Genomic DNA, 15,228 nt, shown 5'->3' with positions numbered 1-15,228 from the left:
GTATTCTTGCTTCGTAACACAAGCAAATATGCCTTGATGTAGTGAAGTCAAAAAAACCATATTCCCTTTTAGAGAGAGATGAATAATGTTTAAACGTGCTCTGATCGTTGCTGCTGTTGCTGCAGCATGTTCTACGCCAGCTTTTGCTGATGTATCTATTAACGGCTCGGCTGAAATGGACCTGATGTTCGGTACAAACCGCTCAACAGGTGCATCGTCATCTGGTGGTGAGTTGTACGAAGAAACAGCAATTGTTATCAATATTGATGGTTCTGATCAGCTTGATAACGGCAGCAAGCTGAAATGGCGTGTTGCCCAGAAAGTAGCAACTGACTACCGTTATGATACTTTTGGTGGCCGTGAGGCTTGGATTGGTTATGCTGGCGGCTGGGGTGAACTGCGTGCGGGTACACAGTTTGTTAATTCTTACCTGAATGTGCTTGACTGGCCGTATGGCGTGAACGGGTCTGGTAACTTGCTTGCTGACTTTGGTACTTCACCAGACAAGTGGAAAGATTCCCTGAACTATATGTCACCTAAGTTTGGCCCTGTTTCTTTTGCGGCTCAGTATAAAATTGGTGATAAAGCAGGCGTTGCTGGCAAGGGTGATACTAATACTTATGCTTATGATCTGACCGGTAATGTAGCATTTGCTAACTTTAATATTGATGGTGGTTACCAGCTTCAAAATGACCGCGCATTCGTACAAATGGCACTGGCAAGTGGCAACGGACCGGCTGACTGGGCTGATGTCACAGAGGCTGGTAACGAAACTCGCTTAGCATTTTTGGGCGGTCGTGCAACATTTGGTGATTTCAATGTTCGCGCACTTTACAAGCGTAATTACGTTAAGTACGGCGCTGGCACATCTTCTCTGGATGTGGGACAGTGGCTGATTGGTGGTGGCTATAACTTCGGCAAAAACAGCATCAATGTTAGCTATCAGCAAATTATGGATGCTAAGTTAGCCGGTGGTGTTCGTATTGCCAATGGTGGTCGTGACAAGCTTGATTCTGGTGTTCAGCAGTTTGCTGGTCAGTGGGGTTACATGTTGTCGAAGAATACTCAATTCTTCGTGCAAGGCCGCTATCATAAGTATGATTCTAAAGCATCGACCCACTTTGATGGCTCGACTCCTGATTCTGGTAACAGCGCACGTATTACTGTTGGCACATGGACTGGTTTCTAATCGTTTAGGTCTGCATCTAAAATCTACTCAAAACCCCACTTTGGTGGGGTTTTTTTTATGGGTAGATTGGTGTCTTTGATAGTCTACGCCGTGTTTTGAGTTAATAGACAAAAAAAATCCCCTGATTTTCATCAGGGGATTTTCTTGAATCCTGGCGGAAGCGGTCGGATTCGAACCCACGGAGGACTTGCATCCTCGGCAGTTTTCAAGACTGCTGCCTTAAACCACTCGGCCACACTTCCTTCGTGCTGAGTCTTAGCAACTCAGACAGGTACGCATTATAGTGGAATGTTTGAGAATGTGTAAAGAATTTTGTGTAAATTAATAAAATATTTCATGGGCAGAATATGCATTTAGAGTTTTTCCAGAACTGTAAATTTGGCTAAAACAAAGCTGGAGGTGTGCTCTAGTGCAGGTGAGAGACGGATGAGGTAGTTTTTCCCTTGGGCTGCAAATTTGTATTCTCTGTGTTCTGCAAATATCACCTGAGGAATAATCAGGAACCGGGCTGGATTGCTGCTAGGTCCTTCAGGGGCATAAATACAGGTGGTACTCTCTTCGGACAGTAAGGGGGTGAGTTCCACGATAATTGGGCTTTGTGTCAGTGTTTCTACGCCAACGCTGACAAAGCCTTCTTGGCTACGGTGAAAGCGGCGCACAATTCCAATTGTAAATGGATGATTTGTTACATGGTTTAAGCCTAAAAGCTCACCCACTTCAATTTGAGTTTCACTATGGTAGTTTAAACCGAAGCCACTGCTGCTTTCATCACCCAACTCCCATTTCTCAGCATTGATCTGATCCGCACTACTTGCGGCCACTTTCCCTTGCTGGGTAATAAAGGGCACGATGTTTGCCAAGCCAGTAATGACCTGGATTGATTTGTTATTACTTTTTCTTTCGTGTTTTCTTACCGGTGTAATGGCATCACGGGACCATAAATTACGTAACGTCTGCAATAATTCCAAGTTCGAGGGGGAGTTTGATTCAGCAGGAAGCCCTAAGGAGGCAGGAGATTGACCCTGGCTATATTGTTCAAGAAGTTGTGTAATCTGGGCCGTGATTGTATTGGTAGACCAGTAGCGCCAGTTCTCTCCAACCATATCCCGGCGGATTCGTTTGGGTGGAGTGCTGCCTGAAATATTAATTGCAAATAAGTGCTGGTGTGGTTTTAGCTCTTTTTCTAAGATAAATTCGCTTGTCCACTTTTTTAGCCAGATGCTGATGAGTTCAATTTGCCTAGATTGTATTTTTTCCGGTGCAGACAGGGAGAGCATTAATGTCCGTACGTAGATTTGGTAAACACTGATATTTGCCGGGCTAATCTGTGTTTTATCTGCAAAACCACCCTGTTCGGCAAAAAGATAGAGGCGGTTAAGATTGCGCCAGATATGGTGGTCAATTTCCAAGTGGCGCATATAAGAATACTGGGCCTGGATGGCGTAGAGATCCATTGCCCTGAGGGTAAAAAATTCTATTTTTTGTGACGATGTAAATTTCTTTTGGCTGCCTTGCTTAATACAGCTCAAGTATCCCGTAGCCATTTCATACCAAAAATTTAAGATCGTAGGCAGGACTTGATGGGAGGTTGTGCCTTCTTCAATTAAGCGGCCGTGATAAATATCAAGCAGGTGGCTTTGCAGTGGCTGGGCTTTTTCTTCGAGGTAAGGAATAGTCTTGAAGCGCTCATTTATGCTGATTTTTGGATTGCTATTGAGTTGCTTTAATGCTTTTACAATTTCTATCTGTGCCTGCAAAATATCACTTTCAGGTAGCTCTTCCATAAAAATAGTAGCGGACTTTAAATCAAAAACACCCTCTTGCGGGGTGTGCTGAAAGAGTGAATTTACAAGGCCTTTGATGTCAAACATTACTTGCCCTACCTTGCTGCACAAAAGCGGTTGAAAAATATTAACTTAGTTTGTTTTTATCGAGTATTTTGTAAAAAATACAGCGTTACACACAGATACTACCTTGCTTGGCTGTGGTAAATAAAATAGACACGCCCTAATGAGTTTGTTCTTCATATTATCGAAGGCTAATTATGTTAAGTAATATGGCAAATGCCAGTGCTGTTTTACGTCGGTGGAAAATAAATATTACATTGTCATTGTGACTGATTTAAAAAATAGCTTCTGTTAATGGTAGGTGCCACATAAGTATAGGTAAACAGTAAGAATGCCGCTTTAGTATAGCGTTGCTGCTCTGATTGATTAAAGCCTTGCTTACGGAATTAATGCCGTTGTGGCGTTGTTTTAACTATTTCCACTTAGCATCTGATCGGCCGGTTATGCACAGCATGGCGATCTGGTGGCTGTGCTGTGATAAAATCCCCCGCTTTACGCTGCCGCAATGGGTTATTCAGCTTGGCAATAGCATATGCCTGCTGCTCTTGGGGATACTTGTGCGCGGAAAAAAGGAAAATCACTACATTGTGTAGGGTTGCTGTGTTTTGTTTGGCAATGTGGCAAAAGATATTTTTTAAGCAAATCACAATGCCGGTATAAGAAACAGGGTAAATGTGTATTTGATATGCTTCGCGGATTGAATCACCGCTAAGGCAGTGGCTGGTGATATTTTTAGAAGATGCAATGCTGTATCTCGATCATAGTGAACAGATCAAAACGGGTACTTTGAATATTGCAGATCACATTTCTGTACTAAGAAGCGGGTAAGCAATCATTTTTTTATTAAATACAACGGCGTTTGTGTACAGAAATAGGGTAAACGGATCATGATCAGTACTTTTAATATTACGATGCAATTTGGTGCAAAGCCTTTATTTGAAAAGGTTTCAGTAAAATTTGGTGATGGCAACCGCTATGGTTTGATTGGCGCAAATGGTTGCGGTAAATCCACCTTTATGAAAATTCTGGGGGGGGATTTAGAGCCTACAGGCGGCAATGTCAGCTTAGAGCCAGGCGTGCGCCTGGGTAAGTTAAAGCAGGACCAATTTGCTTTTGAAGATAGCCGCGTGATTGATGTGGTGATGCAAGGCCATACAGAGCTTTGGGCTGTTTTGGCTGAGCGCGATGCGATTTATGCCAATTTAGAAGCCACCGAAGACGATTATATGCGCGCGGCGGAGCTGGAAGGCAAAGTGGCTGAATACGATGGCTACACTGCCGAAGCGCGTGCTGGTGCGTTGTTATTGGGGGCAGGCATTCCAATTGAGCAGCATAACGGCCCGATGAGTGATGTTGCGCCGGGCTGGAAGCTGCGTGTGTTGCTGGCCCAAGCGCTGTTTTCTAATCCGGAAGTGTTGCTGCTTGATGAGCCAACCAATAATCTGGATATTAATACGATCCGCTGGCTGGAAAACTCGCTTAATGAGCGTGATTCCACCATGATTATTATTTCGCACGATCGTCACTTTTTAAATCAGGTATGTACTCACGTGGCGGATGTGGATTTCCGTGAAATCCGTATTTATCCGGGTACTTACGACGATTATATGATTGCTTCTACGCAAGCTCGCGAGCGTTTACTGACAGATAATCAGAAAGCCAAAGAAAAAGTAGCGGAGCTCAATTCCTTTGCTGCGCGTTTTTCTGCTAATAAATCCAAAGCACGTCAGGCAACCAGCCGTCTGAAGCTGGCCGATAAGATTAAAGAAGGCATGGTCGATGTCAAACCATCTAGCCGCCAGAATCCTTATATCCGCTTTGACGTGGATGAAAAAGCCAAGCTGCACCGTCAGGCTGTTGAGCTTTCTTTCGTTTCTAAGTCTTTTGATAAGCCTTTGATTCAAAATCTGGATCTGATTTTAGAAGCGGGCCAGAAAATTGCCGTGATTGGTGGTAACGGTGTGGGTAAATCCACTCTGATGAAACTGCTGATGGATGTGATCAAGCCGGATAGCGGAAAAGTTAAATGGGCAGAAAAAGCGCAACTGGGTTATTTTGCTCAGGATCACGAAGCTGATTTTGAAGAAGACATTACTTTGTTTGACTGGATGAAGCAGTGGAGCCAGCCAGGCACGGATGACCAGGTGATTCGCGGTATTTTGGGGCGCTTACTGTTTGGCGGTGATGATGTTAAAAAATCAGTCAAAGTGCTGTCTGGTGGTGAAAAAGGCCGTATGTTGTACGGTAAGCTGATTTTGGAAACACCGAATGTACTGATTATGGATGAACCGACCAACCATATGGATATGGAGTCGATTGAATCCTTGAATCTGGCTCTGGATTTATTTAAGGGTACCTTACTGTTTGTATCACATGACCGGGTCTTTGTAAGCTCGCTTGCTACGCAAATTTTAGAGCTTAATGGCGATGGCACATATAATTATTACGTGGGTGGCTATGAGGATTATCTTGCCAGCCGTGGTATTGATTAAGTTTTCGAGTTGATTAATTTCATAAATGTTATTTATTTGAAATCTGAAGCAAATTATATGTAAGTGATTGTAGTAAGATAAAGGGGCGTTAATTCGCCCCTTTATTATTTGTCCGGATTTTTTCTATGTCTTGCGTTTTTCCCTTTGTCGTTCCGGCTTATTCTGCTCCTGCTTGGCTGCCGGGCGGGCATGCGCAAACTATTTATCCTGCTGTACTGATGTGGAAAAAAATACCTGCTTATCGCCGTGAGTCCTGGATGACGCCTGATTTGGATTCGATTGTGGTGGATTGGCTGGATGCTCGTGCGGGTATGCCTCTGGTAGTCCTTTTTCACGGCTTAGAAGGCAGCTCGCGCAGCCATTACGCCACCTCATTATTTGATTTTCTTTATGCCAAGGGCTGGCGTGGCGTGGTGCCGCATTTTCGCTCCTGTGGCAACATTATCAACCGCCTGCCACGGGCCTATCATGCCGGGGATTCTGCTGAAATTGACTGGGTGTTGCGTCGTATTCGTGCCCAGTATCCTGATGTGTCTATCTTTGCAGTCGGTGTTTCGCTGGGTGGTAATGCCTTATTAAAATGGCTGGGGGAGCAGGGGGATGCGGCGGTGGCGGTGATTGATGCGGCGGCGGCAGTTTGCGCGCCAGTAGATTTAGCAGCTACAGGTAATGCGCTGGATCAGGGATTTAACCGCCAGGTTTATACGCGTGAATTTTTGCGAAGCTTGCGTAAGAAGACCTTTGCTAAACTGAAAAAGCTTAGCGATCCTTTTTTGGATCAGCAGGGTTTGCGTCTTGCTACAACGCTGCGCGAGTTTGATCATTTGGTGACAGCTCCGATGCATGGCTTTAAGAGCGTTGATCATTATTGGCAAAGTGCAAGTTGTAAACCTTATCTGGCAAAAATTGGTGTGCCCAGTTTAGTGATTAACACAAAGAATGATCCTTTTGTCCCCGCCGCATCGTTGCCCCTGTCTGCCGGGGTGTCGGAGCACGTTACGCTGTTACAGCCCCCGGAAGGCGGGCATGTTGGCTTTGTTTCAGGGGCGATGCCGGGTAACTTACACTGGTTACCACAGACCTTGCATCGTTTTTTTCAGAGCCATTTACCACGGCCTCGCTAAGGAATAAAACGTGCCAGTACTTTCTCCCCGGCTTTTTAAAGCCTATGACATCCGAGCACAAACCTCACTGCTTACCCCGGAAGCTGCTTATTTTATCGGCCTTGGTCTGGGGGCCGAGGCACGGCAGCGTGGTGTGGCGGAAATTGCACTGGCGAGGGATGGTCGTTTTTCCAGTCCTGCTCTGGCACGGGCATTGATTGATGCGTTGCTGGCAAGCGGAATTAATGTGCTGGATTTAGGTCTGGCAGCCACTCCCTTGCTTTATTTTGCAGCGCGCCAATATGCTGCAGGATCGGGGGTGATGATTACAGGCAGCCATAATCCGGCTGATTACAATGGTATTAAAATCTCCCTGGCTGGTGAAACTATTGATGGCGCAGCCTTACAGGCGTTGCGACAGCGTATTGAAGCCGAAGATTTTGTCCGTGGATGCGGAGAGCTTAAACCTCTTAGCATTACAAATGAGTATTATGCTGCCGTGCTTGCTGCTTGCCCCTTACCAAAGTCTTTGAAAGTGGTGGTGGACTGTGGCAATGGCGTACCGGGGGCATTTGCGCCAGCTTTATACCGTGCTCTGGGCTGTGACGTGATTGAGCTTTTCTGTGGGGTTGATGGCGCTTTTCCGAATCATCATCCAGACCCTCAGGTAGAAGCCAATCTGACGGATCTGAAACGCGCAGTGCTTGAGCATCATGCTGATCTTGGTCTGGCTTTTGATGGGGATGGTGACCGGCTGGGTGTCGTTACTCGTCGCGGTGTAAATATCCCCGGTGATCGTTTATTGATGCTGTTTGCGGCGGCCGTTCTGGAAAAACAGCCGGGGCACATTTTATATGATGTGAAATCAAGTGGCTTGATTAGCGAGTGGGTCCGCAGCAAAGGGGGGACAAGTGAGGCCATCCCCACCGGGCATGGCCACATGAAGCGTCATTTGTTCTCTTCACAAGCTTTGCTGGCAGGAGAGCTATCAGGGCACTTTGCTTTTATCGACTGGCCGGATGATGACGCACTATTTGCCGGGGCGAGGTTTTTAAGCATGTTCGCCGAGCATGATGTAGATCTGATGCTTGCGGCCTTACCTCAATCCATTTCTACACCGGAGCTACAGGTTGCTTTAGAGCAAGATGGTCATGGTTTGATCGCAGAAATTGCCAAAAGGGCCGTCTTTCCGTGCGCTTTACGTATTTTTACGATTGATGGTTTACGTGTGGAATATGCGGATGGTTTCGGCCTGATCCGGGCATCGAATACTACGCCGGTGCTCACCTTAAGAATTGAGGCGCAAACGCAGCTGGGCCTGTCCAGAATTCATCAAGAGCTGGCTGCTGCGATTGCACCGCTTCAGTTTCCTCTGTTGTGATTAATTATGCGGATCCTTTGTCCTGATTCTGGGTACAAAGGCCGTTTATCCCGTAAAGAATTGAATGATGGAAAAACAATGATTCCTGCCCCTCATCTAATTGCCGCCCAGGTTTCTGCCGCTTTGCAGGAGGATCTGGGCATTTGTGACTGGACTGCTATGCTGATTGCTGATGGTACCCAAGGCGCTGCTGTGGTTATTGCCCGGCAAAGTGCGGTAATTTGCGGCCAGGCATGGTTTGATGAAGTATTTCGCCAAGTTGATACCGGCATTACAGTGAAATGGCTGGTTAATGAGGGCGAGCAAGTGGTTGCAGATCAGCCTCTTTGCCGTGTTGAAGGGGCTGCCTGCAGTCTGTTAACAGCCGAACGTAGTGCTTTGAATTTTTTACAAACACTCTCTGCAGTTGCAACTGAAACACGTCGTTATGTAGGTTTGGTTGCGCATACACCGGCTAAAATTTATGACACGCGTAAAACACTCCCTGGTTTGAGGCTTGCACAAAAGTATGCGGTCACCGTAGGGGAGGGGAAAATCAGCGTATAGGTCTTTATGATGGCGTATTGATTAAAGAAAATCATATTATGGCTGCTGGTAGTATTGCCGCAGCCTTACATGCAGCAGAAAAACTGGCACCTGTTGGTGTTAGTATCCAGATTGAGGTAGAAACTCTGCATGAGTTAGAGCAGGCTTTGCATGCCGGGGCTAAATTAGTATTGCTTGATAATATGAATTTGACCGATTTACGCGCAGCGGTTGCCCTGACTGGTCATAGTGCAGTGCTGGAAGCTTCGGGCGGCGTGGATGAGGGGACTGTCAGAGAGATTGCCGAAACAGGGGTGCAGCGCATTTCTATCGGCAAGCTGACTAAGGATGTTCAGGCGGTTGATTTATCAATGCGATTTGTTTAAGCCAGGCTTTTTACCAAATATTTTCGATCTGTTTTGTTTTTTTTCATGTCATTTTAAGGAGTACTTTTTTTATGAATACTAATAGTGAAACTTTACTCGATCAATCACAAGATATCTTACAAGAAGCAGAGCAATTGTTGATCGAAGCTTCCCAAGCTGGTGGCAAAGATGCTGAGGCTTTGTATGCCCGTGCTGTTGAGCGTTTGCGTGTAGCAAAAACCCGCTTGTGTGAAGTTGAGCAGGCTGCCATAGCTAAGGCGAAACGAGCTGCAAAAGTAACTGACGAATATGTGCACGATCATCCTTGGCAGGCTATTGGTGTAGCAGCTGCGGTTGGGGTGCTGGTGGGCATGTTGATTTCGCGTCGTTAATTGTGAGGCCTTCCATCCCTTTTATAGCAGGCGTGCGGCGTATTTTGGTGCATGCCGCAGGCTTGCTGGGCACGCATCTTGAGCTGTTTGGCCTGGAGCTTCAGGACGCTTTACAGCGCCTGGTGGCTGATTTTATTCTGGGTGTCATTGCTGTTGTGCTGGGGTGCCTGAGTCTTGCGCTAGCTACTGTTTTGCTGCTGATTATTTTCTGGGAAAGTCATCGTATTGCCGTGGCTGTAGTGCTGATGCTGGTCTATGGGGGCGGGGCGGTTGCTTTTGCCTGTTATGTAAGACATCGTCTGAGGCACGCTCCGGATTTATTTTCTGCAACATGTGCAGAGTTGGCGCGTGATCGCAAGGCTTTGCTTCAGCCTGCCGCTGAGGAAGAAGCATGAAATTAGCACGCTTCTATCGTAAACAGTTTTTGCAGCTCAAGGCCGAGCAGCAGCGCCAAAGTTTGAGGCAGGAGTTGAAATTATTTGTTCAGCCTGTGAATTTGTTGCAAGAGGGCCTGGCAATGAGCCAGTTCAGAGGAGGGGCGCTTGGCTGGCTAAAACTGGCCAGAGTTGCACTACACTCTAAAGGGATTAAAAAGCATCTTGCGCTTGCATTGGGTGTGCTGCAAATTGTTCGCTATGTAAAAAGAAAACGTAGTTAGCCAGCGGGTTTTAAAATGGGACGTTGGCGAAAGCAGCCGGGCACTGGCCCGGCTTTTCTTATGGAAAAAGCCTAAATAGCAACTGCTGCAAAGTCCTGGTACTCGTGTGTTTGGCATGCCGGGCATAGTTTGAAATTGGGCCCGGTAGCTTTACTGGTTAAGTTGATGGGGTACTGCTTTAGATTATCTCTGGGGCTTGCCAGCGTCTGATACACCATTGCGCCGGGGGGGGGAGTCAAACACCGATAGCTTCTAGGCGTTGGTTATAGATTCACTTAAAAACCTTGGTGTATCAACATCATTTTTTTGTAAAATTGCTGTGTTATACGCAAGTATTTGTAAGGCTATGCCATATAAAATGGGGTTTAAATCGTGCAGGTTATTCTCCATGCAAATCACATGAAAGTGTTCGGCAGAGGTAAGGCCTGTATCCGATAAAATAAACAATTCTCCTTTTCTTGCTCTGATTTCCTGCAAATTAGCGAGTAGTTTTTTTAATTAAACGATTCCAGGGCAGGCAGACAATAACAGGCAAGTCTTTGTTGACTAAAGTGAGCGGGCCATGAATCAGCTCCCTAGCTGGGAAGCCGTAAGCGTGGATATAGGCGACTTCCTGCATTTTTAATGCCGCTTTCTGAGCCAATGGGTAATAAAGGCGTCGGTCAATAAAAAAGATTTACTTACTATCAAATAATTTTTGTGCCCATTTCTGCCATTGTTTTGTTAGTGGACCAAGTTGCGGGCTGATATTTTGCAGTATGCTCTCTTGTGAAATCATTCCAAGCAAAGTGCCCATCTTTTTGTTTCGATATTGTGTTACTCCTTATTAATTATCAGATAAAAATTTTTTTTCATAAACGATTGAGTAAGAAATAAGTATTTTTTTATTAAGAACTCAAATAAGGCGTAAGTAATTGGCTAACTTCTCCATCGGCCGCAAATTTCCGGGCAAAAAGACAGTTACTGGCCAGCAGGCGGGGCAGATCATTTGCAGTGAAAGTGCGCGGGGACCATGCCCCCGTTTCCCATTCCAAATCGTGTTGTGAATGATTGACAAGCTCTGCGGCTACAGGTGTGTGCATCAAAATGGTTTGTACAAACATTTCGTCAGGCACCAGTGTCTGGCGAAAATACGAGATCACATCCGGGTGTTCCTCACAAAACCTGATCAAGGCAAGGCAGGCCCGCCCAGATAGACACCACCACTGAGAACCGGAATAAACGGTATGAAGTGGGGCGGGTAATTTGCGCTGAAATAGCCCAGATCGCAAAAGCGGGCGTTGTATTTTTTGTAATAATTTACCAGCCAAGCTGCCTTTCAGTGATTCAGGGTGATAGCTTTGGTAGCGATAGCGAATATCAAAGTCTGGGTCTGGCTGAGGGCGAAACTCGATAAACCCGGTATGGTCTTCCAGTTGCCGCCTGATTTCTGACTGGGTTTTGAGCGGGTAATCCTGGCCCGATAGCAAAACCATATAGTCACAATCATCTTGGATTGCCGCTTTTATCAGAGTCAGCGTGGCGGAGACCAGAGAAAAACCACCCCAGCGGCAAGCTTGCCTTGCTACAAAATGAGCCTTGCCGGGAGCCGCAGCTTGCATCGCGGTAAAATCATTGATTGCGGTATTGGCATCCACATGAATATAAAGCCGGGTATTTTCTGTCAGAAGTTGCTGGCAAAGCCGGCCTAATTGAGCTGGATGAGCGTGGCAAAGGATTAAATAGCCAATACGCATTCGAATTTCCATTTTATGAAATAGGTTTTAATTTTAACCCGAATCATTTTTAAATAAATGATTTTATGCATAAAGCAGGATGTTTTGCCGCATGGTGCAAGCTGGGCATCAGCGCTGAGATTGGCTTTGATCAGGCCTGCAAGGAAGGTTTTGGATAGGGTTTATATTTGGGCTAGGAAACTGTATTGGGCAGATTAAAATGCTGGAGTAATTGAATGACAGAGAGCAAAATTAAGTAGCCTATTAATCGTTCGGAATTAATACGCGGGAAATCAGTCTGGTTGCTTTGTTATTACCCGGGATAAATCTTCGATCAATATTGACTGGATAGCTTCAGAGGACTAAAGTTTGCGGTTTTATTCGGGATATTTAGCGCATGCCGAAAGCAACTAAAAGCCCCGTTAGCTTTGAAGCAGGACTTCAAGAGTTGGAAGGCCTGATTGCTGAAATGGAGGCGGGTAATTTGCCGTTGGAAACAGCCCTCACTACTTATCAACGTGGCACCGAACTGTTGCAGTTTTGCGAAAGCCGCTTAGCCGATGCAGAGCAGCGGATTCGTGTGCTTGAAGGCGCGGAGCTCAAGCCTTTCTCTGCGGATAAAGAATAAATGACATTAGAATTTAAAAGCTGGATGCAAGACGTCCAGTCCCGCATGGAGCAGACGCTCGCGGCTGTTTTGCCTCTTCAGGATCATTTACCGCTTCAATTACATGCTGCTATGCGTTATTCAGTATTGGATGGCGGTAAACGTGTCCGCCCTTTACTGGCTTTTGCTGCCGGTGCGGTGGTGAACGCGTCGCCCGAGCGTTTGCAATATGTGGGTGCTGCTGTTGAGTTAATTCATGCTTACTCCCTTGTGCATGATGATATGCCCGCCATGGATAACGATGTGATGCGCCGGGGCAAACCAACCTGTCATATCGCCTATGGCGAGGCTTCGGCCCTCCTGGCTGGGGATGCCCTGCAAACGGCAGCATTTGATGTGCTGAGTTCATACACACTGACTGATGCACCTGCTGATCAGCTTAAAATGATCCATATTCTGGCCCGTGCATCAGGCAGCTTAGGCATGTGTGGTGGTCAGGGAATTGATCTGTATAGTGTGGGTCAGGCTTTAAGCTTGCCCGAGCTGGAACAGATGCATGGCTTAAAGACGGGGGCTTTGATTCGTGCGGCAGTCTTACTGGGCTCTTATTGTGGTGCGGCGATGAGTGACGAAGAGCGTGCCCGGTTGGATTGTTACGCCCGATGTATTGGACTTGCATTTCAAGTTGTTGATGATGTGCTGGATGAAGAAGCTGATTCGGCTACTCTTGGCAAAACAGCGGGTAAGGATGCAGCCAATAATAAACCCACCTATGTGTCCTTATTGGGCCTGATGGCAGCAAAACACAAGGCGGCAGAGCTTAAAGCTGAAGCACTGGCGGCGATTGCACCTTTTGGTGAAAAAGCCCGTGGTTTAGTGCACTTGGCCGATTTTATTGTGGAACGCACTAACTGATGAAGAAGCTCGATATGAGTTATCCCCTGCTTGATGAGGTGTCTTGTCCGCTGGAGCTTAAAAAACTGGCCCGTGCCGATTTGCCCCAGCTGGCTAATGAATTGCGTAACTATCTGCTTGATTCGGTGAGCCAGACTGGTGGGCATTTTGCTTCTAATCTAGGGGCTCTTGAGCTGACTGTTGCCTTGCATTATGTGTTTGATACGCCGCATGATCGCCTGGTTTGGGATGTGGGGCACCAGAGTTATCCGCATAAAATTCTGACAGGCCGCCGTGGGCAAATGCATACCATGCGTAAGCAGCATGGCCTGGCAGGCTTTCCAAAGCGAGAAGAAAGCGAGTATGACACTTTTGGTGTGGGGCATTCCAGCACATCGATTGGTGCGGCATTGGGTTTTGCCGAGGCGGCAAAGCTAAAAGGTGAAGACCGCCACGCGATTGCCGTGATTGGTGATGGGGCGATGACTGCCGGTCAGGCGTTTGAAGCACTCAATAATGCAGGGCATCGGGATGTCAATTTACTGGTGGTGCTGAACGACAATGAAATGTCGATTTCTCCCAATGTGGGCGCGCTGACTAATTATCTGTCTAAATTACTATCAAGTAAGTTTTATAACGGCATCCGCAGTAAATCTGCCCGGGTACTGGAAGCCGTGCCGCCGCTTAAAGAGCTGGCAAAAAAAGGCGAAGAGCATGTAAAAAGCATGCTGACCCCCGGCACAATGTTCGAGCAGTTCGGTTTTAATTATATTGGCCCGATTGATGGCCATGATTTAGATACACTGGTCACTACACTGGCAAACATTAAAGAGCTGAAAGGTCCGCAGTTTTTGCATGTGGTGACACGTAAAGGTGAGGGGTACAAAAAAGCCATTGCCGATCCGGTCAAATACCATGCGGTGACTCCGTTCGAAAAAGAAGATGGCATGCAGGGGGTGAAGGCCGCGAAAGTGAGCTACACCAAGGTATTTGGCGATTGGCTCTGCGATATGGCTAAAGTGGATAAGCGTTTATTAGGCATTACGCCTGCTATGCGTGAGGGGTCAGGGCTGGTACGTTTCGAGCAGGAAAACCCGGATCGCTATTTTGATGTGGGCATTGCCGAACAGCATGCCGTGACTTTTGCCGCTGGCCTGGCCTGCGAAGGTTTAAAGCCTGTCGTGGCGATTTATTCCACCTTTTTGCAACGCGCTTATGATCAGCTGGTTCATGATGTGGCTTTGCAAAATTTACCCGTAGTGTTTGCCATTGATCGTGCAGGGCAGGTTGGTGCAGATGGCCCGACGCACGCCGGGTCATTCGATCTTTCTTATTTGCGCTGCATTCCCAATATGGTGGTGCTGACGCCGTCGGATGAAAATGAATGCCGTCAGATGCTCTATACCGCATTTTTGCACGAAGGCCCGAGTGCAGTGCGTTACCCTCGTGGCACAGGCCCTGGTGTTGAAGTGCAAAGCGTGATGACGGCGATTCCTATGGCTTGTGCTGAAGTACGCCGGCGCGGTAGTACAATTGCGATTTTGGCATTTGGTCCGGTGCTTGCCTCAGCTTTAGAGGCGGGAGATGCTTTAAATGCAACGGTCGTCAATATGCGTTTTGTTAAGCCGCTTGATGGCGGTTTGATCGCTGAACTGGCTGCCAGCCATGATTATCTGGTGACGGTTGAAGAAGGTGCCGTGATGGGCGGGGCGGGTTCTGCTGTGCTGGAAAATCTGATGGCTCAGGATTTATGCAAGCCTGTCTTGCTATTGGGCTTTCCGGATCGTTATATCGAGCATGCTGATCAGGCTGTGCAATTGGCCGAATGCGGGCTTGATGCAGCTGGAATTGAGGCCAGTATCCGGCAGCGCTGGGCAATTTAGTTTCGCCAAAACAAAAAAACGAGGCGATGCCTCGTTTTTTTATGCTTGTTTGTACTGCGTTGTGTTTTTTATTTGCTTACATTTTCATTGCTAATTTCTTGTGTTTTTTTGACGGATAAATGTCGGTTTAATTGTTTTATGGGTCTTTTTGCTTAATTTATGCTTTAAATATCCTAA

General features: G+C 46.7%; 13 protein-coding genes, 1 tRNA gene and 1 pseudogene. 11 read left to right on the top strand and 4 right to left on the bottom strand.

The genetic code is table 11. From position 1 onward, the window contains the following. The first annotated feature begins 85 nt into the window (after positions 1-85). Complete coding sequence (locus tag EJO50_RS09530) at positions 86-1,189, top strand: porin (RefSeq protein WP_125973651.1); 1,104 nt, start codon at positions 86-88, stop codon at positions 1,187-1,189. A 152-nt stretch (positions 1,190-1,341) separates the two neighbouring features. Here EJO50_RS09530 and EJO50_RS09525 read toward each other — a convergent pair. Then, positions 1,342-1,431 (bottom strand) — tRNA-Ser (locus EJO50_RS09525). A gap of 111 nt (positions 1,432-1,542) precedes the next feature. Continuing rightward, on the bottom strand, positions 1,543-3,060 hold the full coding sequence (locus EJO50_RS09520; protein WP_125973649.1) for a cyclic-di-GMP receptor FimW-related protein: 1,518 nt from the start codon (positions 3,058-3,060) through the stop codon (positions 1,543-1,545). A gap of 863 nt (positions 3,061-3,923) precedes the next feature. On the opposite strand from EJO50_RS09520, the gene EJO50_RS09515 reads away from it, so the two are divergent. The 7 genes and pseudogenes from EJO50_RS09515 (at position 3,924) to EJO50_RS09485 (ending at position 9,952) form a co-directional block, all read left to right on the top strand. Continuing rightward, on the top strand, positions 3,924-5,528 hold the full coding sequence (locus EJO50_RS09515; protein WP_125973647.1) for an ABC-F family ATPase: 1,605 nt from the start codon (positions 3,924-3,926) through the stop codon (positions 5,526-5,528). 125 nt (positions 5,529-5,653) lie between these two features. After that, on the top strand, positions 5,654-6,652 hold the full coding sequence (locus EJO50_RS09510) for a YheT family hydrolase (protein WP_125973645.1): 999 nt from the start codon (positions 5,654-5,656) through the stop codon (positions 6,650-6,652). Between the two features lie 10 nt (positions 6,653-6,662). Next, positions 6,663-8,012 (top strand): phosphomannomutase/phosphoglucomutase, encoded by a 1,350-nt coding sequence (locus tag EJO50_RS09505; RefSeq protein WP_125973643.1) that lies wholly within the window; start codon positions 6,663-6,665, stop codon positions 8,010-8,012. Positions 8,013-8,018: 6 nt separating this feature from the next. After that, a pseudogene (gene nadC / locus EJO50_RS17750) lies at positions 8,019-8,923 on the top strand (carboxylating nicotinate-nucleotide diphosphorylase). A gap of 71 nt (positions 8,924-8,994) precedes the next feature. Then, a complete protein-coding gene (locus EJO50_RS09495) occupies positions 8,995-9,294 on the top strand; it encodes an ElaB/YgaM/YqjD family protein (RefSeq protein WP_125973641.1) in 300 nt (99 codons plus the stop codon). Between the two features lie 32 nt (positions 9,295-9,326). Continuing rightward, positions 9,327-9,689 carry a phage holin family protein gene (locus EJO50_RS09490; protein ID WP_164521478.1) on the top strand — a complete coding sequence of 121 codons (363 nt, stop codon included), beginning with the start codon at positions 9,327-9,329 and terminating at the stop codon, positions 9,687-9,689. After that, positions 9,686-9,952: a hypothetical protein gene (locus EJO50_RS09485; RefSeq protein WP_125973637.1), complete on the top strand. Its 267-nt coding sequence runs from the start codon at positions 9,686-9,688 to the stop codon at positions 9,950-9,952. Before EJO50_RS09490 ends, EJO50_RS09485 begins: the two co-directional genes overlap by 4 nt. Positions 9,953-10,430: 478 nt before the next feature. On the opposite strand, the gene EJO50_RS09480 is transcribed toward EJO50_RS09485, so the two are convergent. Together EJO50_RS09480 and EJO50_RS09475 are read right to left on the bottom strand one after the other, a co-directional pair. Beyond that, entirely contained in the window at positions 10,431-10,571 is a 141-nt protein-coding gene (locus EJO50_RS09480) for a hypothetical protein (protein ID WP_233702033.1), read from the bottom strand. Positions 10,572-10,839: 268 nt separating this feature from the next. After that, positions 10,840-11,688, bottom strand: coding sequence for a beta-1,6-N-acetylglucosaminyltransferase (locus EJO50_RS09475; RefSeq protein ID WP_164521476.1), 849 nt, complete (start codon positions 11,686-11,688; stop codon positions 10,840-10,842). A gap of 376 nt (positions 11,689-12,064) precedes the next feature. On the opposite strand from EJO50_RS09475, the gene EJO50_RS09470 reads away from it, so the two are divergent. Genes EJO50_RS09470 through dxs form a run of 3 tightly spaced genes read left to right on the top strand, consistent with a single transcriptional unit; the run spans position 12,065 to position 15,051 of the window. Further along, positions 12,065-12,295 carry an exodeoxyribonuclease VII small subunit gene (locus tag EJO50_RS09470; RefSeq protein WP_125973631.1) on the top strand — a complete coding sequence of 77 codons (231 nt, stop codon included), beginning with the start codon at positions 12,065-12,067 and terminating at the stop codon, positions 12,293-12,295. Then, a complete protein-coding gene (locus EJO50_RS09465) occupies positions 12,296-13,189 on the top strand; it encodes a polyprenyl synthetase family protein (protein WP_125973629.1) in 894 nt (297 codons plus the stop codon). It begins immediately after the preceding gene. Then, positions 13,189-15,051, top strand: coding sequence for a 1-deoxy-D-xylulose-5-phosphate synthase (dxs, locus tag EJO50_RS09460; protein ID WP_206434356.1), 1,863 nt, complete (start codon positions 13,189-13,191; stop codon positions 15,049-15,051). The genes EJO50_RS09465 and dxs overlap by 1 nt, the downstream gene beginning before the upstream one ends. Positions 15,052-15,228 lie beyond the last annotated feature (177 nt).

It is taken from the genome of Iodobacter ciconiae (genome assembly GCF_003952345.1).
Classification (GTDB): domain Bacteria; phylum Pseudomonadota; class Gammaproteobacteria; order Burkholderiales; family Chitinibacteraceae; genus Iodobacter; species Iodobacter ciconiae.
Note: the sequence above shows the minus strand (reverse complement) of the source record. Positions and strands in the feature narration are given on the sequence as shown.

Coding starts and splice junctions, on each gene's coding strand:
- EJO50_RS09495 (WP_125973641.1), top strand. CDS start 8,995: ATGAATACTAATAGTGAAACTTTACTCGATCAATCACAAGATATCTTA.
- EJO50_RS09530 (WP_125973651.1), top strand. CDS start 86: ATGTTTAAACGTGCTCTGATCGTTGCTGCTGTTGCTGCAGCATGTTCT.
- EJO50_RS09510 (WP_125973645.1), top strand. CDS start 5,654: ATGTCTTGCGTTTTTCCCTTTGTCGTTCCGGCTTATTCTGCTCCTGCT.
- EJO50_RS09465 (WP_125973629.1), top strand. CDS start 12,296: ATGACATTAGAATTTAAAAGCTGGATGCAAGACGTCCAGTCCCGCATG.
- EJO50_RS09485 (WP_125973637.1), top strand. CDS start 9,686: ATGAAATTAGCACGCTTCTATCGTAAACAGTTTTTGCAGCTCAAGGCC.
- EJO50_RS09480 (WP_233702033.1), bottom strand. CDS start 10,571: ATGCAGGAAGTCGCCTATATCCACGCTTACGGCTTCCCAGCTAGGGAG.
- EJO50_RS09520 (WP_125973649.1), bottom strand. CDS start 3,060: ATGTTTGACATCAAAGGCCTTGTAAATTCACTCTTTCAGCACACCCCG.
- EJO50_RS09515 (WP_125973647.1), top strand. CDS start 3,924: ATGATCAGTACTTTTAATATTACGATGCAATTTGGTGCAAAGCCTTTA.
- dxs (WP_206434356.1), top strand. CDS start 13,189: ATGAAGAAGCTCGATATGAGTTATCCCCTGCTTGATGAGGTGTCTTGT.
- EJO50_RS09470 (WP_125973631.1), top strand. CDS start 12,065: ATGCCGAAAGCAACTAAAAGCCCCGTTAGCTTTGAAGCAGGACTTCAA.
- EJO50_RS09475 (WP_164521476.1), bottom strand. CDS start 11,688: ATGCGTATTGGCTATTTAATCCTTTGCCACGCTCATCCAGCTCAATTA.